Source organism: Pseudomonas sp. LPB0260 (assembly GCF_013388395.1).
In genome coordinates this window covers 4,827,066-4,846,705 of sequence record NZ_CP058247.1, presented here as the reverse complement: position 1 = coordinate 4,846,705, position 19,640 = coordinate 4,827,066, and the positions used below count along the sequence as shown (strand labels likewise).

General features: G+C 67.6%; 19 protein-coding genes and 1 other RNA gene. 9 read left to right on the top strand and 11 right to left on the bottom strand.

Annotated elements, in window-relative coordinates; genetic code table 11:
- Nucleotide 1: 1 nt before the first annotated feature.
- Nucleotides 2–700 carry a murein L,D-transpeptidase catalytic domain family protein gene (locus LPB260_RS21675; RefSeq protein ID WP_208707925.1) on the bottom strand — a complete coding sequence of 233 codons (699 nt, stop codon included), beginning with the start codon at nucleotides 698–700 and terminating at the stop codon, nucleotides 2–4.
- 138 nt (nucleotides 701–838) lie between these two features.
- Between LPB260_RS21675 and LPB260_RS21670 the strand changes: the two genes are divergently transcribed.
- The 5 genes from LPB260_RS21670 (at nucleotide 839) to LPB260_RS21650 (ending at nucleotide 4,949) form a co-directional block, all read left to right on the top strand.
- On the top strand, nucleotides 839–2,428 hold the full coding sequence (locus LPB260_RS21670; protein ID WP_256625534.1) for a murein L,D-transpeptidase: 1,590 nt from the start codon (nucleotides 839–841) through the stop codon (nucleotides 2,426–2,428).
- 88 nt (nucleotides 2,429–2,516) lie between these two features.
- A complete protein-coding gene (locus LPB260_RS21665) occupies nucleotides 2,517–3,467 on the top strand; it encodes an SPFH domain-containing protein (RefSeq protein ID WP_208707923.1) in 951 nt (316 codons plus the stop codon).
- A 3-nt stretch (nucleotides 3,468–3,470) separates the two neighbouring features.
- Nucleotides 3,471–3,920 carry an NfeD family protein gene (locus tag LPB260_RS21660; protein ID WP_208707922.1) on the top strand — a complete coding sequence of 150 codons (450 nt, stop codon included), beginning with the start codon at nucleotides 3,471–3,473 and terminating at the stop codon, nucleotides 3,918–3,920.
- A complete protein-coding gene (locus LPB260_RS21655) occupies nucleotides 3,917–4,537 on the top strand; it encodes a GNAT family N-acetyltransferase (protein WP_208707921.1) in 621 nt (206 codons plus the stop codon). Before LPB260_RS21660 ends, LPB260_RS21655 begins: the two co-directional genes overlap by 4 nt.
- 106 nt (nucleotides 4,538–4,643) lie before the next feature.
- Nucleotides 4,644–4,949, top strand: coding sequence for a DUF2388 domain-containing protein (locus LPB260_RS21650; protein WP_371926116.1), 306 nt, complete (start codon nucleotides 4,644–4,646; stop codon nucleotides 4,947–4,949).
- A gap of 40 nt (nucleotides 4,950–4,989) precedes the next feature.
- Here the strand turns inward: LPB260_RS21650 and LPB260_RS21645 are convergent, their stop codons facing one another.
- From LPB260_RS21645 to LPB260_RS21600, 10 genes are all read right to left on the bottom strand, one after another.
- Nucleotides 4,990–5,742, bottom strand: coding sequence for an ABC transporter substrate-binding protein (locus LPB260_RS21645; protein WP_208707920.1), 753 nt, complete (start codon nucleotides 5,740–5,742; stop codon nucleotides 4,990–4,992).
- 163 nt (nucleotides 5,743–5,905) lie between these two features.
- Nucleotides 5,906–8,782: an aminomethyl-transferring glycine dehydrogenase gene (gene gcvP / locus LPB260_RS21640; protein WP_208707919.1), complete on the bottom strand. Its 2,877-nt coding sequence runs from the start codon at nucleotides 8,780–8,782 to the stop codon at nucleotides 5,906–5,908.
- Between the two features lie 84 nt (nucleotides 8,783–8,866).
- Entirely contained in the window at nucleotides 8,867–9,256 is a 390-nt protein-coding gene (gene gcvH / locus LPB260_RS21635) for a glycine cleavage system protein GcvH (RefSeq protein WP_208707918.1), read from the bottom strand.
- A 114-nt stretch (nucleotides 9,257–9,370) separates the two neighbouring features.
- A complete protein-coding gene (gene gcvT, locus LPB260_RS21630; RefSeq protein WP_208707917.1) occupies nucleotides 9,371–10,468 on the bottom strand; it encodes a glycine cleavage system aminomethyltransferase GcvT in 1,098 nt (365 codons plus the stop codon).
- A 232-nt stretch (nucleotides 10,469–10,700) separates the two neighbouring features.
- Complete coding sequence (locus tag LPB260_RS21625) at nucleotides 10,701–12,317, bottom strand: iron ABC transporter permease (protein ID WP_208707916.1); 1,617 nt, start codon at nucleotides 12,315–12,317, stop codon at nucleotides 10,701–10,703.
- Between the two features lie 118 nt (nucleotides 12,318–12,435).
- Nucleotides 12,436–13,437 (bottom strand): extracellular solute-binding protein, encoded by a 1,002-nt coding sequence (locus LPB260_RS21620; protein ID WP_208707915.1) that lies wholly within the window; start codon nucleotides 13,435–13,437, stop codon nucleotides 12,436–12,438.
- A gap of 170 nt (nucleotides 13,438–13,607) precedes the next feature.
- A complete protein-coding gene (locus tag LPB260_RS21615; protein ID WP_208707914.1) occupies nucleotides 13,608–14,825 on the bottom strand; it encodes a 2-octaprenyl-3-methyl-6-methoxy-1,4-benzoquinol hydroxylase in 1,218 nt (405 codons plus the stop codon).
- A gap of 155 nt (nucleotides 14,826–14,980) precedes the next feature.
- Nucleotides 14,981–16,168, bottom strand: a complete 1,188-nt coding sequence (gene ubiH / locus LPB260_RS21610) for a 2-octaprenyl-6-methoxyphenyl hydroxylase (RefSeq protein WP_208707913.1) — start codon at nucleotides 16,166–16,168, stop codon at nucleotides 14,981–14,983.
- 4 nt (nucleotides 16,169–16,172) lie between these two features.
- Nucleotides 16,173–17,507 carry a Xaa-Pro aminopeptidase gene (gene pepP / locus LPB260_RS21605; RefSeq protein ID WP_208707912.1) on the bottom strand — a complete coding sequence of 445 codons (1,335 nt, stop codon included), beginning with the start codon at nucleotides 17,505–17,507 and terminating at the stop codon, nucleotides 16,173–16,175.
- A gap of 35 nt (nucleotides 17,508–17,542) precedes the next feature.
- Nucleotides 17,543–18,094 carry a YecA family protein gene (locus LPB260_RS21600; RefSeq protein ID WP_208707911.1) on the bottom strand — a complete coding sequence of 184 codons (552 nt, stop codon included), beginning with the start codon at nucleotides 18,092–18,094 and terminating at the stop codon, nucleotides 17,543–17,545.
- A 146-nt stretch (nucleotides 18,095–18,240) separates the two neighbouring features.
- Between LPB260_RS21600 and LPB260_RS21595 the strand changes: the two genes are divergently transcribed.
- From LPB260_RS21595 to LPB260_RS21580, 4 genes are all read left to right on the top strand, one after another.
- Nucleotides 18,241–18,450: a TIGR02449 family protein gene (locus tag LPB260_RS21595; RefSeq protein WP_208707910.1), complete on the top strand. Its 210-nt coding sequence runs from the start codon at nucleotides 18,241–18,243 to the stop codon at nucleotides 18,448–18,450.
- Nucleotides 18,447–18,761 carry a cell division protein ZapA gene (locus LPB260_RS21590; RefSeq protein WP_208707909.1) on the top strand — a complete coding sequence of 105 codons (315 nt, stop codon included), beginning with the start codon at nucleotides 18,447–18,449 and terminating at the stop codon, nucleotides 18,759–18,761. Before LPB260_RS21595 ends, LPB260_RS21590 begins: the two co-directional genes overlap by 4 nt.
- A 30-nt stretch (nucleotides 18,762–18,791) precedes the next feature.
- A non-coding RNA gene (gene ssrS / locus LPB260_RS21585) (6S RNA) lies at nucleotides 18,792–18,970 on the top strand.
- A gap of 50 nt (nucleotides 18,971–19,020) precedes the next feature.
- Nucleotides 19,021–19,617: a 5-formyltetrahydrofolate cyclo-ligase gene (locus tag LPB260_RS21580; RefSeq protein WP_208707908.1), complete on the top strand. Its 597-nt coding sequence runs from the start codon at nucleotides 19,021–19,023 to the stop codon at nucleotides 19,615–19,617.
- Nucleotides 19,618–19,640 lie beyond the last annotated feature (23 nt).

The following is a 19,640-nucleotide window of genomic DNA, read 5'->3' as shown; positions in this document are numbered from 1 at the left end:
ATCAGCGCAGGGTGGCGAGCTGCTGGGGCCGGCAGTTGAGGTAGGCGGAACTGCGCAGCCAGCCCTGGTCGGGATACCAGGCGAACATGAACTGCCCGCCCTTGAGCTGGTCGACCACCAGGCGCGCCACCTGCGGGCGCACCGCGGGGCAGCCCAGACTGCGGCCGATGCGCCCCTGGGTGCTGGCCAGGCGTGGATCGACGTAGGCGGCGCCGTGGATGACGATGGCCCGTTCCCGGGCGCGATCGTTGACCCCCGGCTCCAGGCCATCCATGCGCAATGAATAGCCATGTTTGCCGCGGTAGCTTTCGGCGGTGCGGAACAGGCCCAGGCTCGACTGGTAGCTGTCGACCACATTGGAGAAGCGCCTGGCGTGGTTCTCCCCGGTCTGGCGTCCGTGAGCGACCAGGTCGTGCAGCACCAGTTTCTTGCGCTCCAGGTCGAAGATCCACAGGCGCTTGGCCGTGGACGGCAGCGAATAGTCGATCACCGCCAGGCGCCGCGCCGGGGCGGCGCCATGGTTGACCGCGCACTGCATGGCCGCCACCGCATGTTGCAGAACCTGACGGTCCAGGCCGGGGGCAACCCGTGCCAGGCTATCCGACAGACCGGCAGCCGGGACTCCGCCAGCCTGCAGTGGCGACGAAAACAGGAATAGCCACGCACCGTAAAGGCACAGGCGCCGAAGCAGTCTGGTCACACTCCCCCCAACTAAGCCTTGCTCCTGGTCCCGCCCCCAGTGGGCGCCGGGCTCCGATCGACTGCGGCCATGGTTTGCGTAATGGATGGAAGCCTGTTCGACTAGGCTTGCTAGCGAACCATGGGCTGGAGTCGACAAGTGTACAAAAAAACCGCACATGGCCTCATCACCGGCTGTCTGCTGGCCGTCGTCGCCCTCGCCTGCGCGGCCAGCGAGCCGCTGCAGGAGCGCATCCGCCTGACGCTCGAACAACGTGCCGAAGCCTGCGCGCCCTGGCTCGCAGCCAGCGAGCCAGGGGTCTCAAGCCAGCTCCATGAGTTTTACCAGCGCCGCGCCTTCACCCCGCTCTGGCAGGAGCCCAGCCGACGAGCGGCATTGCTGCGCGAGCTGGAGCAGCTGCGCGACGACGGTCTCGACCCGGCTGACTATCCCCTGGACCGAGCCGCCCCGGCCTCTTCATCCGCCGAGCAGCACAGCGCCTGCGCCGAGCTGCTGGCCAGTCGCAGCTACCTGCAGGCATTGCAGCACCTGTCGCGCGGGCGCCTGCCGCAGGACGCCCTCGAGCCATTCTGGCGCGCCCCGCAGAGCGCCTCGCCAACGCCGCAGCCCACGCTGCTCGAGCTGGCCTGGCGCGGCCTGGATGAGCCGGCGGCGGCCTTCGCCGCCGCGCGCCCACAACTGGCGCAGTACCAGGCACTGCGTCGCGCCTACGCCGAGCGTCGGCGCCAGCCCCTGAACGAATGGACGCCGGTTCCACCCGGGCGCCTGCTGCGGCCGGGCATGCGTGACGAGCGGGTGGCACTGCTGGCGGCGCGCCTGGAGGCCGGCGGCTACCTCGGGGAGCGCCCGCAGGCCGACGACGCGCTGTACGACCCTGCCGTGCTGGCGGCAGTAGAACAGTTCCAGAGCCGCCACGGCCTGCAGGCCGATGGCCTGGTCGGCCCCTACACCCTGAGCGCGCTGAACACCCCTGCCGCCGACCGCCTCGGTCAGTTACGGGTCAACCTGGAGCGCTGGCGCTGGCTGGCCGGCGACATCGAGGCGGAGACCCTGCTGGTGGATATCGCCGGCGGCCTGCTCAGCTATTACCGCGATCGGCAGCTGCGCTGGCAGGGCCGCACCGTGGTCGGCCGCGCGGACCGGCAGACGCCGCAGCTCAAGTCGCTGGTCAGCCGCCTGACGCTCAACCCCACCTGGAGCGTGCCGCCAACCATCCTGCGCGAGGACAAGGTCCCGGAGATCCTCCGCGACCCGGACTATCTGCAACAGCACAACATGCGCGTGCTCGACTATGCCGGCAATCCACTCGACCCGGCCGGCATCGACTGGGAGAACCCGGGGCGCATCATCCTGCGCCAGGACGCCGGGCCGGATAACCCGCTCGGCCAGCTGGCCATCCGCTTTGCCAACCCCTTCGCCGTGTACCTGCACGACACCCCGAGCCAGCACCTGTTCGCCAAGTCGCCACGGGCCTTCAGTTCGGGTTGCGTGCGCATCGAAGGGATTCTGCAGTTGCTGCAGACCCTGCTGCCGGCCGAGGACTGCGCGGAGATCCTCCGGCGCCTGGCCAGCAAGCGCACGCAGAACTACCCGATCAAGCGGCGCCTGCCGATCGTCATGGCCTACTGGACCGCCCACGTGGACCCGGACGGCACCTTGATTCTGCGCAACGACATCTATGCCCGCGACGCCCGCCTGCTCGCCGCCCTGCAAAAGCCTGGGCACTGAATCACAGCCCGGCCTGGCGCTCCGGCAAAGCAGCGACTATAGGCATACAATCGCGCCCGATCCGCACAGCACAAGGAGTTCGCGTTTAATGGAAATCGGCAGTGTCATCTTTCTCTTCGTCGGCCTCGCCGTGGCCGTGGTCTTCATGGGTTTCAAGGTGGTGCCCCAGGGCTCCCAGTGGACGGTGGAGCGCTTCGGCCGCTACACCACCACGCTGAAACCGGGGCTCAACATCATAGTGCCGGTGATGGACCGCATCGGCCGCAAGCTCAGCGTCATGGAGAGCGTGCTGGACATCGAGCCGCAGGAGGTGATCACCTCCGACAACGCCACCGTGCAGATCGATGCGGTGTGCTTCTTCCAGGTGATCAATGCGGCCCAGGCCGCCTACGAGGTGAATAACCTCGAACATGCCATCCGCAACCTGGTGATGACCAATATCCGCACCGTGCTCGGCTCCCTGGAACTGGACGCCATGCTCAGCCAGCGCGATGCGATCAACGAGCGCCTGCTCAAGACCGTCGACGAGGCCACCGCGCCCTGGGGCATCAAGATCACCCGCATCGAGATCAAGGACATCAGCCCGCCCGAAGACCTGATGGCCGCCATGTCCGGGCAGATGAAGGCCGAGCGCATCAAGCGCGCGCAGATCCTCGAGGCCGAAGGGCTGCGCCAGGCCGCGATCCTCACCGCCGAAGGCAAGAAGCAGGCGCAGATTCTCGAGGCCGAGGGTGAGCGCCAGGCCGCCTTCCTCGAAGCCGAGGCCCGCGAACGCGCCGCGGCGGCGGAAGCCGAAGCCACTCGTGTGGTCTCCGACGCCATCGCCAGCGGCAATGTGCAGGCGGTGAACTACTTCGTCGCGCAGAAATATGTCGACGCCCTGGGCAAGCTGGCTTCGGCCAACAACAGCAAGGTGATCCTCATGCCACTGGAGGCCAGCCAGGTGATCGGCGCGGTGGGCGGCATCGGCGAGATCGTCAGAGCCACCTTCGCCGGGGCGGACCATGCCGGGGCGGCCCCGGGCGAGCGGAAGGGCTAAGCGATGTGGGAATACCTGCAACACCTGTCGTTCTGGGACTGGCTGGCCTTCGGCACCCTGCTGCTGATCCTCGAGGTATTCGGCGCCGGCGGCTACCTGCTGTGGATCGGCATGGCCGCCGCCGGCGTCGGCGTGCTCACCTACCTGTTCCCGGCCCTGCCCTGGGCGGTGCAGTTTCTCCTGTTCGGCAGCCTCTCGGTGCTCACCGCGGTGTTCTGGTGGCGGCGCCAGCGCACCGCGGCCAAGCCGTCCGATCAGCCCGGGCTGAACGATCGCGGTAGTGAACTGCTGGGCCGCCGGTTCGTCCTGCACGAGGCGATCAGCGGCGGGCGCGGCAAGATCAAGGCCGGCGACTCGCTGTGGCTGGTCAGCGGCCCGGACCTGCCGGCCGGCAGCACGGTCAAGGTGATCGGCCAGGAGGGCGTGCTGCTCAAGGTCGAAGCGGCGGCATGAGGGCTCTACGTTTCACACTGCTGTCGGACATACAGCATGCGGCGGCGCTCGACCTGCTCGATACGGCCTTCGCTCGTGATCCAACAATCGGCTGGTTCCTGTTTCGCGAGCGCCCTGGCTTCGACCAACGCCGTCGCTCCTATCTCGCCGCCTACCAGCGCTTCCATCACGGCCAGGCATTACCCGCCCTTGCCGCTTGGAAGGACGATCACCTGCTCGGCGTGAGCTATTTCAGCCTGGGCAATGAACAGCCCGAAGCGGCCAGCTCGGAAGCGCTTGGAATGACCATTCGCGAGCAGTGCGGCGAGGACTGCCTGGCCCGCTTGGACCATCTCCTAGAAACATTCAACTTGCAAGGGGGCTCGCCCGGCGTCGCCCGAATCGAGTTCATAGCAGTGGCTCCCGAGCACCGAGGCCAAGGTCTCGGGGGCCTGTTACTCAATCACACCCTGAGCCATTGCAAGCTGCATGGCAGCCTCGCGGTGGCCCTTGAAACGGGTGAGCCGCGAAACCTGCCGCTATACCACCGCCTAGGTTTTCAACGGAGCGCCGACTTGCACATATCTGGTCTGCATCAGCACTACCTCCAGCTCTCCTGGGAAAGCGGTTCGCGCTGAAAAAAGCCAACCTCAACCGGCTACAGTGCGCAGTTGGTCATGCCGCCGGAACCCGCGACTCACTTGGGACTCTGAGCTATATCACCACCGCCCGGGAGTCATTCGCATGCACCGTTTCAGCCTGCCCCTCCTTGCCGCCTTGTCCCTGGCCACCGCGCCGGCATTCGCCGAAACCACTTGGCGCGACATTCTCTCGTCCGGGGCGACCACGGCCTCGACCTACCTGACCTTCAAGGACAAGAAGCTGATCGTGCCGGCCCAGGACGATGCGAGCAGCTTTATCGCCAGCGCCGGGCAGATTCGCGGGCCCTACCTGGAGGCGGCGCTGCAGCAGGTGCGCCGCGAGCATCCGGACCTGCAGGCCAGCGACATGGAACTGGCGGGCGCCATCCTCGCGAGCGAGCCGCGCTGAGCCCGTAGCCGCCTGATAGAAGCCCGCCGCCTGGCCGCGCTCAATTGTCGACTCTGTACTGGGCATGGATGCGCTGCCAGGTACCGTCGGCGCGCATTGCCTGCAGTACCTGGTCGACCTCTTCGAGCCGCGACGCGAAACTCGACGCCTTGCCGATGTAGAGCAGCATCTCGGTTCGATGGCCGGAGAGCGATGTCTCGCCGATCTCGGCGGCATACCCGCCGCGCTTCAGGAGATGGTGTATCACGTAGGGATTGTCGGGAATCACGTCGAAACGCCCGGCCAACAGCGTGGGTGGCAGCTGTTCCATCTTCGCCAAGTATTGCACCTGCAGATTGCCCAGCTTGTCCTTGACCCAGGCATTGCCCAGCAGGGTACCGATGCGCAAGGGGGCGAGCTGCTCCAGCGATCTGATACCAGCCAGGCGCCGGTCCCCCTTGCGGAAGAACAATGAGAGATCCCAGTAGGACACCGGCTCGCGGCTGGCCACGGCATAGACCAGGCGTGCCGGGCTTGGGCTGGCGACGAAGGCGTCCGCCAATCCACTCCTGACCTGTTGCTGGGCGCGCTCCCAGGGCAGCACCTTGTGTTCCAGGGTGATTCCGAGGCGCTTGCGCAAGGCTTCTTCCAGCAGATCGACTTCCAGGCCGATCACCTGGCTGCCCTCCTCCCAGCTGTAGGGCCGGTAGTCGGTATAGACGATCTTCATCGTCGCGGGCTCGCTGGCCGAGAGGGCCGCGCCCGGGCACAGGATCGAGAGCAGCAAGCCAGATGCGCCGATCAAACGTCTCATTGCCAGCCTCTTCCCGTACTCAGCCCGGAGTGTGCTCCGAGCTTGGGCCCGGGTAAAGGGTACCGGCGAGCGCGTCGAGCTGCTCGGCCAGCGCCGGCGACAGCTGGTCAGGTCAGCCCTTGCACCTTGAGCGGCCCGCCTGGCCACTCACCTCGAGGATCGGTCACTCCCGGTAGGCGTCCAGCGGCACGCAGGCGCAGAACAGGTTGCGGTCGCCATAGACGTTGTCCACCCGGTTGACCGTCGGCCAGTACTTGTGGGCCCGGCAGTGGGCCGTCGGGGTCACCGCCTCCTCGATGCTGTAGGGCCGCTGCCAGGGCCCGACGACGTCGGCCAGGGTATGCGGGGCGTGCTTGAGGGGGTTGTCCTCGGCCGGCCATTCGCCGCGCTGCACCTTGGCGATCTCCTCGCGAATGCTCAGCATGGCCTCGATGAAGCGGTCCAGCTCGTGCTTGTTCTCGCTTTCGGTCGGCTCGATCATCAGCGTGCCGGGCACCGGGAAGGACATGGTCGGGGCGTGGAAGCCGTAGTCGATCAGGCGCTTGGCCACGTCCTCCTCGCTGATCCCGGTTTCCGCCTTGAGCGGGCGCAGGTCGAGGATGCACTCGTGGGCCACCCTGCCGTTGCGGCCGCTGTACAGCACCGGGAAGGCGCCACCCAGCTGGTTGGCCAGGTAGTTGGCGCCGAGGATCGCCAGTTCGGTGGCGTCGGCCAGCTGCGGCCCCATCATGGCGATGTACATCCAGCTGATCGGCAGGATGCTGGCGCTGCCCCAGGGCGCCGCGCTGACCGCGCCGTTCTGCGGGTTGGGCCCCTGCAGCTCGACCACCGGGTGGTTGGCGACGAAGGGCGCCAGGTGCGCGCGCACGCCGATCGGCCCCATGCCCGGGCCGCCGCCGCCGTGGGGAATGCAGAAGGTCTTGTGCAGGTTCATGTGCGACACGTCGGCGCCGATATCGGCCGGACGGGTCAGCCCCACTTGCGCGTTCAGGTTGGCGCCGTCCATGTACACCTGGCCGCCATGGTTGTGAATCACCTCGCAGATCTCGCGGATACCTTCCTCGTAGACGCCATGGGTCGAGGGGTAGGTGGCCATCAGGCAGGCCAGCTGCTCGCCCGCCTCGGCCGCCTTGCGCTTGAGGTCGTCGAGGTCGACGTTGCCCTCGGCGTCGCACTCGACGATCTGCACGCGCATGCTGGCCATCTGCGCCGAGGCCGGATTGGTGCCGTGGGCCGAGGCCGGGATCAGGCAGATGGTGCGCTGGCTGTCGCCGCGGCTCTCATGGTAGCGGCGGATCGCCAGCAGCCCGGCGTATTCGCCCTGGGCCCCGGAGTTGGGCTGCATGGACACGGCATCGAAGCCGGTGATGGCGCACAGCCAGGCCTCCAGCTCGTCGATCATCGCCTTGTAGCCTAGGGCCTGGTCCCGCGGCACGAAGGGGTGCAGGTTGGCGAATTGCGGCCAGGTGATGGGGATCATCTCGCTGGTGGCGTTGAGCTTCATGGTGCAGGAACCGAGCGGAATCATCGCCTGGTTCAGCGCCAGGTCCTTGTTCTCCAATTGCTTGAGGTAGCGCAGCATCTCGGTTTCGCTGTGGTGGGCGTTGAACACCGGATGGATCAGGTAGCCGGAGCTGCGCAGCAGCGTGGCGGGAATGCCGTCGGCGATCTCGCCCTGGTCCAGCTTGGCCACGCTGAGGCCGTGGTCGGCGCCGAGGAAGACCGCGAACAGCTGCATCACCGTGCGCTCGTCGCAGGTCTCGTCGAGGCTGACGCCGAGCTTGCCGCGGCCGAGGATGCGCAGGTTGATCCGCGCCTGCTTGGCCGACTCGATGATCGCCGCCTGGCTGCCGCCGACATCGAGGGTCAGGGTGTCGAAGAAATGCCGGTTGTCACGGGCAATGCCGTTCTGCGCCAGGCCGGCGGCGAGGATCGCGGTCAGCCGATGCACGCGCTGGGCGATGCGCTTGAGGCCCTCGGGGCCGTGGTACACCGCGTAGCAGCTGGCGATGTTGGCCAGCAGCACCTGGGCGGTGCAGATGTTGGAGTTGGCCTTCTCGCGGCGGATATGCTGCTCGCGGGTCTGCAGGGCCATGCGCAGCGCGACGTTGTCGCGGGTGTCCTTGGACACGCCGATGATCCGCCCGGGCATGGCCCGCTTGAAGGCGTCGCGGGTGGCGAAGAAGGCCGCGTGGGGGCCGCCGTAGCCCATCGGCACGCCGAAGCGCTGCGCCGAACCGAATACCACGTCGGCACCCAGCTCGCCCGGCGGGGTCAGCAGCAGCAGGCTGAGCAGGTCGCAGGCGACGCAGGCCAGCGCCTGCTGGGCGTGCAGCTGCTCGATCAGTGGCCGCAGATCGCGGATCTCGCCGTGGGTATCCGGGTACTGCAGCAGCGCGCCGAACACCTGCTGCTCGCCGAGCTTGTCCACGGTTTCGACCACCAGGTCGAAGCCGAACGCCTCGGCACGGGTCTGCACCACGGAAATCGTCTGCGGATGGCAGTTCTCGTCGACGAAGAACAGGTTGCTCTTGCTCTTGGCCACGCGCTTGGCCAGGGCCATGGCTTCGGCGGCGGCGGTGGCCTCGTCGAGCAGCGAGGCGCTGGCCAGCTCCAGGCCGGTCAGGTCGATGGTCAGTTGCTGGAAATTCAGCAGCGCCTCCAGGCGCCCCTGGGCGATCTCCGGCTGGTAGGGCGTGTAGGCGGTGTACCAGCCCGGGTTCTCCAGCACGTTGCGCAGGATCACCGTGGGGGTGATGGTGCCGTGGTAACCCATGCCGATCAGGCTGGTCCACACCTGGTTCTGCTCGGCATAGCCCCACAGCTTGGCCAGGGCGGCCTGCTCGTCCAGGGCCGCCGGCAACTCCAGCGGCCGCTTCAGGCGGATCGCCGGCGGTACCGTCTGTTCGATCAGCGCGGCGCGACTGGGCAGGCCGAGGCTCGCCAGCATGGCCTGCTGTTCGGCGGCATCCGGGCCGAGGTGGCGACGCAGGAAGGCGTCGGGCTGCTGCAACTGGGCAAGGCGGGGTGTCTGGGGCATGGCCATCACTCTGCTAAAAAGACAAAGCCTCGACGATGCGAGGCTCTATCAGCTTAGGAAAAACTCAGCGTTCTGCCCGGACGATTAGGCGTCCGCGTCGGCGTTGGCCTTGTAGCTGGCGGCGTCGAGCAGCTTGTCCAGCTCGCTGACATCGCTCGGCTTGAGCTTGAAGAACCAGCTGCCGTAGGGGTCGCCGTTGACGCTCTCGGGGCTGTCGGCCAGGGACTCGTTGATGGCGATCACTTCGCCGCCGATTGGCGAGTAGATGTCGGAGGCGGCCTTGACCGACTCCACCACCCCGGCTTCCTGGCCGGCGGACAGGGTCTTGCCGACTTCCGGCAGCTCGATGAAGACCACGTCGCCGAGGGCTTCCTGGGCATGGTCGGAGATACCCACGGTGACGCTGCCATCCGCCTCCAGACGGGCCCATTCGTGGCTGGCGGCGTAACGCAGATCGTCGGGGATAGTGCTCATGTGTCGTTCCTCATCTGACATGACGGCGACCGCGCCGTCTGGAAAATTTAGCAGGCGCCGCTGATCGCGCCGGCCCTGCCTTTAAGAATTCGAGCCGCTGGCCCTTGGCCAAGCCTAGATCAAGGCTTTGCCATGGCGCACGAAAGTCGGCTGGACCACGCGCACCGGGTACCACTTGCCGCGGATTTCCACCTCGGCGCGCTCGGCGGTGGCCGCCGGTACGCGGGCCAGGGCGATGGACTTGTTCAGGGTCGGCGAGAAGCTGCCACTGGTGATCTCGCCCTCGCCCACCCCCTCTACCCGCACCACCTGGTGGGCGCGCAGCACGCCACGTTCCTCGAGCACCAGGCCGACCAGCTTGGCCTGGCTGGCGCCCGCGCGCTGCGCCTCCAGGCTGACACGCCCGACGAAGCGGCGCGCGGCCGGCTCCCAGGCCACGGTCCAGGCCATGTTGGCGGCCAGCGGCGAGACCTGCTCGTCCATGTCCTGGCCGTACAGGTTCATGCCCGCTTCCAGGCGCAGGGTATCGCGGGCGCCGAGGCCGATCGGCGAGATGCCGGCACCCACCAGGTCGTTGAAGAAGGCCACCGCCTGCTCGGCCGGCAGCATGATTTCCAGGCCGTCCTCGCCGGTATAACCGGTGCGGGCGATAAACCAGTCACCTTCGGCCAGGCCCTGGAAGGGTTTCAGCTCGTGGATCAGCGCGGCGCGCGCCTGGGTCACCAGCTCGGAGGTCCTGGCCCGCGCCTGCGGGCCCTGGATCGCCAGCAGGGCCAGCTCCGCGCGCTCGTCCAGTGCGACGGCGAAGCCGGCGCTCTGCAGACGCATCCAGGCCAGGTCCTTGTCGCGGGTGGCCGCGTTGACCACCAGGCGGTAGCTGGGCTGCTGCGCCGAGACACCGGTGAGGTAGACGATCAGGTCGTCGACCACCCCGCCCTGCTCGTTGAGCATGGCGCTGTAGAGGGCCTTGCCCGGTACCTGCAGACGCTCGACGTCGTTGGCCAGCAGGTGCTGCAGATAGACCTTGGCCTGCTCGCCAGACACATCCACCACGGTCATGTGCGACACGTCGAAGACCCCGCAGTCGCGACGCACCTGATGATGTTCCTCGACTTGCGAACCGTAGTGCAGCGGCATGTCCCAGCCGCCGAAGTCGACCATCTTGGCCCCCAAGGCGAGGTGCAGGTCGTAAAGAGCTGTGCGCTGTCCCATAGGTATCTCCTTCCGGGCTTGGCAGGGCTGCGAGCAGGCGCTGAAATCCGCGCAACGCCCGTGAATCGGGCGTTTGCGGGGATTCCGCCCTCCCGATGGCAATGACCGGTCGCAGCGAATGGCGCGCATTGTAGCCGCAAGGTCGGGGCGGGTCATCTCGACCGACGGCTCACCGGTCGGAGCCGCTCATGACCCGCCCGGAAAGGGGCGGCGGGGACGCCGCCCGCTGCGCCTAGCCGATGCGCCGGGCGGAACGGCGAATCAGCAGGATCACCGGCAGCAGGCCGACCAGCACCAGGGTCAGGGCCGGCAGCGCGGCGCGCGCCCATTCGCCCTCGCTGGTCATCTCGAAGACCCGCACCGACAGGGTGTCCCAGCCGAAGGGGCGCATCAGCAGGGTGGCCGGCATCTCCTTGAGCACGTCGACGAACACCAGCAGCGCCGCGGACAGGGCGCCGGGCACCAGCAGCGGCAGGTAGACCCGCAGGAACAGGCCGACACCGCCGACGCCGAGGCTGCGCGAGGCCTCCGGCAGCGACGGGCGGATTCGCGCCAGGCTGTTCTCCAACGGCCCATAGGCCACCGCCAGGAAGCGGATCAGGTAGGCCAGCAGCAGCGCCGACAGGCTGCCCAGCAACATCGGTTGACCGGCTCCGCCCAGCCAGCCGGACAGCGGTATCACCAGATGGCGATCCAGATAGCTGAACGCCAGCATGATCGCCACGGCCAGCACCGAGCCGGGCAAGGCATAGCCGAGATTGGCCAGGCCGACCGCCGAGCGCATCAGCCGGGTCGGCGCCAGACGCCGGGAGAAGGCCAGCAGCAGGGCCACGCCGACGGTGATCAACGCGGCCAGGCCGCCCAGATAGAGGGTGTGCAGGATCAACGCGCTGTAGCGCTCATCCAGATCGAAGCGCCCACGCTGCCAGAACCACACCAGCAGCTGCAGCACCGGGATGACGAAGGCGCAGGCGAACACCAAGCCGCACCAGGCACTGGCCGCCAGCGCCCGGCCGCCCGTGAGCTGATACAGCACCTTGCCGCGCGGGCGTTCGTTGCTCGGTCGCACCGCGCCGCGGGCGCGGCGCTCGCCATACAGCGCGAGCATCACCGCGAACAGCAGCAGGCTGGCCAGCTGGGTGGCGCTGGTCAGGCTGTAGAAGCTGTACCAGGTCTTGTAGATGGCCGTGGTGAAGGTGTCGAAGTTGAACACCGAGACCGCGCCGAAGTCGGCCAGGGTCTCCATCACCGCCAGGGCCAGGCCGGCGCCAATGGCCGGTCGCGCCACCGGCAGGGCCACCCGCCAGAACGCCTGCCAGGGACTCAGGCCCAGCACCCGCGCCGCCTCCATGAGGCCCTTGCCCTGGGCCAGGAAGGCATTGCGCGCCAGCAGGTAGACGTAGGGGTAGAACACCAGCACCAGGACGATGATCACCCCGCCGGTGGAGCGCACTGGCGGCAGCCGCAGGCCGCTGCCGAACAGCTCGCGCAGCAGCGTCTGCAGCGGCCCGGCGAAGTCCAGCAGGCCGACGAAGACGAACGCCAGCACATAGGCGGGAATGGCGAACGGCAGCATCAGCGCCCAGTCCAGCCAGCGCCGCCCGGGGAATTCGCAGAGGCTGGTGAGCCAGGCCAGGCTGACCCCGAGCAGGGTCACCCCGACACCCACCCCGAGCACCAGCACCAGGGTATTGCCGATCAGCCGCAGCAGCTGGGTCTGCCACAGGTGGGCCCAGATCTGCCGGTCCACCTCGTGCCAGCTGAACAACAGCACGCTCAGTGGCAGCAGCACCAGAAGGGCGACGGCAAAGGCGATGGGGTACCAGCGACGCTGGGCAGGGTGGGCCACGCAGAATCCTCGGAACTGAGAAAGCACAACGCCCCGGTCAGGCCGGGGCGTCGGGAGTATAAAGCCGGTTGGCTGCAGGGTGGATGCCAAAAGCGCCATCCACCCTACCCGGCCGTCATCAGTTCCAGCCGGCGCGATCCATCAGCATGGTGGCCTCGGCCTGGCGCTTGCCCGCCACCTCGACCGGCACGCTGTCGGCCTTGAAGCGGCCCCAGGCGGCGACATCCGGCGACGGATCGATCTGCGGGTTGGCCGGGAACTCCTGATTCAGGTTGGCGAAGATCGCCTGGGGTTCGGCGGTGGTCATGAACTCCAGCAGCTTCTGCGCCGCCTCGGCATGCGGTGCGTGCTTGGTCACGCCGGCGCCGGACAGGTTGACGTGCACGCCGCGGCCGTCCTGGTTCGGCCAGAACAGCTTGGCCTTGAGGTCCGGCTTCTGCTTGAGCAGGCGCACGAAGTAGTAGCTGTTGACGATGCCCACGTCGCACTGGCCGGCATCGATGGCCTTGATCAGCGCGGTGTCATCCGAGAACACGTCGGTGGCCAGGTTGTTGACCCAGCCCTTGACGATCTCCTCGGTCTTGGCCGCGCCATGGTTCTCGATCAGGGTGGCGGTCAGCGACTGGTTGTAGACCTTCTTGCTGGTGCGCAGGCACAGGCGGCCTTCCCAGTTTTCGTCGGCCAGGGCCTCGTAGGTGGTCAGTTCGCTCGGCTCGACCCGCTCGGTGGAGTAGACGATGGTGCGCGCGCGCAGCGACAGGCCGGTCCAGCTATTGGTGCTGGAGCGGTACTGCGACGGGATGTTCTGCTCGATGACGGCCGACTCGATCGGCTTGAGCACGCCTTCCTGCTCGGCCTGCCAGAGGTTGCCGGCATCCACGGTGATCAGCATGTCGGCCGGGGTGTTCTCGCCCTCGGCCTTCAGGCGCGCCAGCAGCGGCGCCTCCTTGTCGGTGATGAATTTCACCGGCACACCGGTCTTGGCGGTGTAGGCGTCGAACACCGGCTTGATCAGCTCGTCGATACGCGCGGAGTAGACCACCACTTCGTCAGCGGCCTGCACGGCGCCGGCCAGCGCGGTGAGGGTGAAGGCGGCGAACAAACGCTTGCTTACTTGCATGGATCTGCCTCTTGGTCGAAGGTGAACTCAGTCGGCAAATAGTAGTGAATCCTATTTAGTTTCTCAACCAGGCATTTCCGACGGCGCCATCCCAGCAACGACAAGATCGCGAACCGAGGCGATCGGCCACTGGAGGCGTCAGACTAGGCCAGCGGCGACCCTGCCGCGGATCAGGGGCGCGCCAGCTCCGGCAGGTCGCCGGACAGGCCGAGGGCCTGACGCACGAACAAGGCCTTGGCCTCGGGCTGGCCGTCGACCCAGTTGAGCCCGGCATTGCGCAGCCAGCGCAGCGGTAGCGGATCGGCCTGGAACAGCCGCTCGAAACCCTCCATCGCCGCCATCATCGCCAGGTTGTGGGGCATGCGCCGGCGTTCGTAGCGGCTCAGCACCCGCTCCTCGGCCAGGCGCTCGCCACGCCCCAGGGCGTGCAGCAACACCTCGGCAAGCACCGCGGCATCGAGAAAGCCCAGGTTGACCCCCTGCCCGGCCAGCGGATGAATGCTGTGGGCGGCATCGCCGATCAGCGCCAGGCCGTCCTCGACGTAACGCTTGGCATGCCGCTGGCGCAGCGGGATGCGCAGGCGCCGATCGGCCTGCAGCACCCGCCCCAGACGATGCTCGAAGGCCTTGCCCAGCGCCTCGCAGAAGGCCTCGTCCGGCAGGTTCATCAGGCGCTCGGCCTCGTCCGGCACGCAGGACCAGACGATCGAGCACCAGTGCTGCCCGTCGCCCGAATCGAGGGGCAGGAAGGCCAGCGGGCCGTCATCGGTGAAGCGCTGCCAGGCCGTGGCCCGGTGCGGCTCGCTGCAGCGCACGCTGGTGACGATGGCATGGTGCAGGTAGTCCCATTCGCGGGTGGCGCAGCCGGCCAGGCGGCGCACCGCCGAGTTGGCGCCGTCGGCGGCCACCAGCAGCGGCGCGCGCAACTCACGACCATCCTCCAGGTTCAGCAGCCAGCCGTCGCCGGAGCGGCGCAGGCGTTCCAGGCGCGCACCGGCCAGCAGGCCCACCCGGCTGTCGTGCAGGCGCTCGAGCAGGGCCTCCTGCACCACCCGGTTCTCGACGATATGGCCGAGGGTCTGCGCGTGCACGCTGGCCGCGCTGAAATGGATATGCCCGGTGCCGGCGCCGTCCCACACCTGCATCTCGCCGTAGGCACTGGCGCGCCGTGCGGCGATGCCCGGCCATACGCCGAGGCGCTCGAGCACCCGCTGACTGGCCGCCGAGAGTGCGCTGACGCGCGGCTCGAAGGCGCCGTTGCGGTCGAACGGCGCGACACTCAGCGGCCCGCCATCGACCAGCAGAATTTCCAGGCCCGCATCCTGCAGCGCCAGCGCCAGGGCGCTGCCGACCATACCGGCGCCGACGATGATCAGATCCGCATCCATGTCCATTCCTTAGGCGGCTCGCCGCGTGGGGCTCGAGTCGCAAGTAGAGAGTCTTGGGTACCCATACCAGCGCCTGACCACCGCACGGGTACCAGGGGTAGAACGGCGCGCTCTAGGCGACCTGGCCCTTGCGCAGCCCTTGTCCATGCGCCGGCTCAAGGCTGGGCGCGAGTGCCCAGGCCCATGGCCTGGCGGGCGAACCAGCGCTTGGCCGGCGGCAACAGGTCCAGGCCAAGCAGGCCGAGGTTGCGCCCGGCGGCAAGCAGCGGCTCACCATTGCTGAACAGGCGCGTGACCCGGTCGGAGAAGCCCAGGGTCAGCTGCTGATCGCTCTGCTGGCGCTGCAGGTAACCCTGCAGCACGGCGAAATCGCCGAGTGGCGCGCGACTGGCCAGCAGCGCCTCGGCCAGCGCCTGGGTGTCGCGCAACGACAGGTTGTAACCCTGGCCGGCGATCGGGTGCAGGCTGTGCGCGGCATTGCCCAGCACCACCAGGTGCGGGCGCACCTGTTCCTGGGCCTCGATCAACGCCAGCGGATAGAGATGGCGGGCGCCGACCTGGCCAATGGCGCCGAGGCGGTAACCGAAGGCCTGTTGCAGCTCAGCGCGAAAGGCCGCCTCATCCAGGCGCAGCAAGCGCTCGGCATCGGCCTCGGCCCGGGTCCAGATCAGTGCACAGCGGTTGTCCGGCAGCGGCAGCAGGGCCATCGGCCCGTCTTCGGTGAAACGCTCGAAGGCCTGGCCGCGATGGGCTTCCTGCGGGCTGAGGTTGGCGATCAGCGCACTCTGCCCGTAGGGGCGGTGGCTGACGCCGATGCCGAGTTGTTCGCGCAGACCGGAGCGGCCGCCTTCGGCGAGCACCGCCAGCTCGCACTCCAGGCTGGAGTCGTCGTCCAGGGTCAGGCGATAGCCTGCCGGCAGCGCGTCGAGACGCGTGACCTGGGCCGGGCTGCGCCAGCTGACCACCTCCGGATCCAGGGCCTGCCACAGGCACTGGCCGAGCCAGGCGTTCTCCACCACGTAGCCGAGCGCCGGCACGCCCTCCTCCATCGCACTGAGGCGCGCCGCGGCGAAGCGGCCGCGGTCGGAGACGTGGATCTGCCGGATAGGCTCGGCGCGCTTGGTCACCTGCTGCCAGATGCCCAGGCGCTGATAGATCTGTTGCGAGCCGTAGGACAGCGCGGTGGAGCGCGCGTCATAGCTGGGCTGGTAACCGTCGCCAGGGGTAAAGGCCTCGATCAGGCAGATCTGCCAGCCGCGCGCCTTGGCCGCGCCCTGCAGGGCCAGGGCCAGGCTGGCGCCGACCAGGCCGCCGCCAATGATCGCGAGATGGGCGCGCTGCATGGCCTCAGGCGACCTCGCGCTTTGCCGCGGCCATCAGCGCCTCGATCTCCGCGACTGTCTTCGGCACGCCGGTGGTGAGCACCTCGCAACCCTCCTTGGTCACCACCACGTCGTCCTCGATGCGCACGCCGATGCCGCGCCATTTCTTCGCCACGTTCTGGTTATCGACGGCGATATAGATGCCCGGCTCGACGGTCATGGCCATGCCGGCCTCCAGCTCGCGCCAGACACCGCCGACCTTGTAGTCGCCGACATCGTGCACGTCCATGCCCAACCAATGGCCGGCGCGGTGCATGTAAAACGGCTTGTAGGCCTCGCTGGCGATCAGCTCGTCGACTTCGCCCTGCAGCAGGCCGAGCTCGACCAGGCCGGCGGTGATCACCCGCACCGTCGCTTCATGGGCCTCGTTCCAGTGCTTGCCCGGGGCGATGTGCTTGAACGCCTCCTCGTTGGCCGCCAGCACCAGCTCGTAGATGGCTTTCTGCTCCGGCGAGAAGCGGCCGTTGACCGGGAAGCAGCGGGTGATGTCGCTGGCATAGCAGTCGATCTCGCAGCCGGCGTCGATCAGCACCAGGTCACCGTCCTTGAGCGGCGCGTCGTTCTCGCGGTAATGCAGGATGCAGGCGTTCCGGCCGGCGGCGACGATCGAGCCGTAGGCCGGCATCTTCGCCCCGCCCTTGCGAAACTCGTAGTCCAGCTCGGCTTCCAGGTGGAACTCGTGCAGGCCGGGACGGCTGGCCTGCATGGCGCGGATATGGGCGCGGGCGGAAATCTGCGCGGCCTCGCGCATCACCTTGACCTCGGCGGCGCTCTTGTACAGGCGCATGTCGTGCAGCAGGTGGTCGAGGGCGACGAACTCGTTCGGCGGCTGGGCGCCCTGGCGCGCCTTGGAGCGGATCACGTTGATCCACTCCATCAGGTGGCGGTCGAATTCCTGGTTGGTGCCCATGGCGTAGTAGACCCGCTCGCGGCCTTCGATCAGGCCGGGGAGGATGTCGTCGATGTCACCGATGGGAAAGGCATCGTCGGCGCCGTACTGGCTGATCGCACCGTCCTGGCCGGCGCGCAGGCCGTCCCACAGCTCGCGTTCGGGATCGCGCTCACGGCAGAACAACACGTATTCGCCGTGTTCGCGCCCCGGAATCAGGGCGATCACCGCTTCGGGCTCGGGAAAGCCGGAGAGGTACTGGAAGTCGCTGTCCTGGCGGTACACGTGCTCGACATCGCGGTTGCGGATGTACACCGGCGCGGCCGGCAGGATGGCGATGCTGTTGGGCTCCATCTGCTCCATCAGCGCCTTGCGCCGACGGGCGTATTCCGACTTGGGGATGCTGGTCATGGGCAGGCAGGGTCCGGTGTGGGGGGCATGAAGAATCAGTGCAGCGACGGTTTGGCGGCCGCCACCGGCTTGGCGCATTCGCTGAACAACAGCAGCGGCGCGACGCGCAGGTATTCCATCACTTCCATATAGTCGTTCTCGCCGTCTTCCGACTCTTCCAGGGCGTTCTGCACCTGGGCGATGGCCGACAGGTCCTGCAGCACCTCCATGGCTTCGGCGCTCAGCGCGCGGTCGCCGGCGGTCAGGCCGAAGCCGCCGAGAAAGCCCTGGCACCACAGGCCCAGCGCCTTGGCCCGCTCCTGCAGCGGCGCCTCGTCGGAAGGCAGCAGCAGGACCACGGTGACCTCTTCGCCGGTCAATTCGCCCTTGACCATTTCCTGCAGGCCGATCAGCGCCTGGCGCACATTGTCCTCGGGGGCGCCACCGAGCAGCTCGGCGGCATCGGCCAGCCAGGGTGCGATCTCGAAGCCGGCACCGGCGCAACTGCGCCCCAGCAGCAGGCCGTGCAGTTCGGCGGGAGAAACGGGATTGGCGCTGCTGGCGAGCAACGCGGCGAAGGCGGCATAGGCGGAACTGGAAGTCGGCATAGATAACTAGGCGCCAGACGGCGCAATCACTAGAATGAAGGCCTCGTATCCTAGCACCGGCAGGCGCGGCAAGACCATCCGAGGGTTTGACCCCGAGGCCGCCCGCTCCTATATAGTCCGGTCAATCCTTGCCTTAGCGAGAACCCATGGAAGACGCCGATCTGCACGCCCTTACGACCAAGCTGGACCTGCTGATCCAGCGCGTCGAGCAGCTTAAGGCCCACAACCGACTTCTCCTGGCGAATGAAAAGGCCTGGCGCGAGGAACGCGCCCATCTGATCGAAAAGAACGAAATGGCCCGGCACAAGGTCGAATCGATGATTTCGCGCCTAAAAGCCCTGGAGCAGGACTCATGACCCAGTCGAATACCGTCACCGTCCATATCCTGGACAAAGAATACTGCATCGCCTGCCCGCCGGATGAGCGCGCCAACCTGGAAAGCGCCGCCCGCTACCTGGACGGCAAGATGCGCGAGATCCGCTCGAGCGGCAAAGTCATCGGCGCCGACCGCGTGGCGGTGATGGCCGCCCTGAACATCTCCCACGAGTTGCTGCACAAGCAGCAGCACCTGGAACAGCACACCAGCAGCACCCGCGACCACGTGCGCAGCCTGCTCGAGCGGGTCGATACCGCCCTGGGCAGCGACGGCGATGGTCACAATGGCTGACGCCAGCCTCGATTCGGGTATACTGGCCGCCACTCCCTGGGGTGTGCGCCAGTTGGTGATGTCCCTGAGCCGATACGCACAAACCCGGGGGTTGCATGTTGAGGCAGGTGTGCATGTCCGCCTGACGGAAAGCCTTAACGCCTCCTGCAACCTCCACCTTGAACTCTCGGGTTCAAGGGCTAAACCGACAGCGGCACGTCGGGGAGTCACCCTTCTTCACCCAGCGCCCGTTCGCGGCGATGGACTACCCGCCTGAATCATGCACGACACCAACGACCTGTCCCGCGCGCAACTGCGCCGCCTGCTACGCCAGGCCCGCCGCCGCCTCAGCCCCCAGGCCCAGCGCCGCGCCGCCCAGGACCTGTATCGCCAGCTGGCGCAGCACCCGCTGTTCCGCCGCGCCCGACACATTGCCCTGTACCTGCCCAACGACGGCGAGATCGACCCCAGGCCCCTGCTGCGCGCCGCCCAACGGCGGGGCAAGGCCACGTATTTGCCGGTGCTCAACCCCTGGCCGAGCACCAAAATGGTGTTCCAGCGGGTGCGCCAGCGCGACAGCCTGACGCCCAACCGCTTCCGCATTCTCGAACCGAGACGCGACCCGGCGCGGCAGCGCAAGGTCTGGGCGCTGGACCTGATTCTAATGCCGCTGGTCGGTTTCGACCGCCATGGCGGTCGCCTCGGCATGGGCGGCGGCTTCTATGATCGCAGCCTGGCCTACCGCAGCATGCGCAAAAATTGGCACAAGCCGACCCTCTTGGGCCTGGCCCATGAGTGTCAGCAAGTGGATCGACTGGCGCTGGCCAGCTGGGATGTGCCGCTCGAGGCGACGGTAACGGATAAGGGTTGGTACTGACGGCAGGCGCCAGCCTGCTTCCC

What these genes read in the sequence shown, in the direction of transcription:
- LPB260_RS21665 (WP_208707923.1), top strand. Translation starts at nt 2,517, where the DNA reads ATGGAAATCGGCAGTGTCATCTTTCTCTTCGTCGGCCTCGCCGTGGCC.
- LPB260_RS21660 (WP_208707922.1), top strand. Translation starts at nt 3,471, where the DNA reads ATGTGGGAATACCTGCAACACCTGTCGTTCTGGGACTGGCTGGCCTTC.
- LPB260_RS21655 (WP_208707921.1), top strand. Translation starts at nt 3,917, where the DNA reads ATGAGGGCTCTACGTTTCACACTGCTGTCGGACATACAGCATGCGGCG.
- LPB260_RS21650 (WP_371926116.1), top strand. Translation starts at nt 4,644, where the DNA reads ATGCACCGTTTCAGCCTGCCCCTCCTTGCCGCCTTGTCCCTGGCCACC.
- LPB260_RS21645 (WP_208707920.1), bottom strand. Translation starts at nt 5,742, where the DNA reads ATGAGACGTTTGATCGGCGCATCTGGCTTGCTGCTCTCGATCCTGTGC.
- gcvP (WP_208707919.1), bottom strand. Translation starts at nt 8,782, where the DNA reads ATGCCCCAGACACCCCGCCTTGCCCAGTTGCAGCAGCCCGACGCCTTC.
- gcvH (WP_208707918.1), bottom strand. Translation starts at nt 9,256, where the DNA reads ATGAGCACTATCCCCGACGATCTGCGTTACGCCGCCAGCCACGAATGG.
- gcvT (WP_208707917.1), bottom strand. Translation starts at nt 10,468, where the DNA reads ATGGGACAGCGCACAGCTCTTTACGACCTGCACCTCGCCTTGGGGGCC.
- LPB260_RS21620 (WP_208707915.1), bottom strand. Translation starts at nt 13,437, where the DNA reads ATGCAAGTAAGCAAGCGTTTGTTCGCCGCCTTCACCCTCACCGCGCTG.
- LPB260_RS21615 (WP_208707914.1), bottom strand. Translation starts at nt 14,825, where the DNA reads ATGGATGCGGATCTGATCATCGTCGGCGCCGGTATGGTCGGCAGCGCC.
- ubiH (WP_208707913.1), bottom strand. Translation starts at nt 16,168, where the DNA reads ATGCAGCGCGCCCATCTCGCGATCATTGGCGGCGGCCTGGTCGGCGCC.
- pepP (WP_208707912.1), bottom strand. Translation starts at nt 17,507, where the DNA reads ATGACCAGCATCCCCAAGTCGGAATACGCCCGTCGGCGCAAGGCGCTG.
- LPB260_RS21600 (WP_208707911.1), bottom strand. Translation starts at nt 18,094, where the DNA reads ATGCCGACTTCCAGTTCCGCCTATGCCGCCTTCGCCGCGTTGCTCGCC.
- LPB260_RS21595 (WP_208707910.1), top strand. Translation starts at nt 18,241, where the DNA reads ATGGAAGACGCCGATCTGCACGCCCTTACGACCAAGCTGGACCTGCTG.
- LPB260_RS21590 (WP_208707909.1), top strand. Translation starts at nt 18,447, where the DNA reads ATGACCCAGTCGAATACCGTCACCGTCCATATCCTGGACAAAGAATAC.
- LPB260_RS21580 (WP_208707908.1), top strand. Translation starts at nt 19,021, where the DNA reads ATGCACGACACCAACGACCTGTCCCGCGCGCAACTGCGCCGCCTGCTA.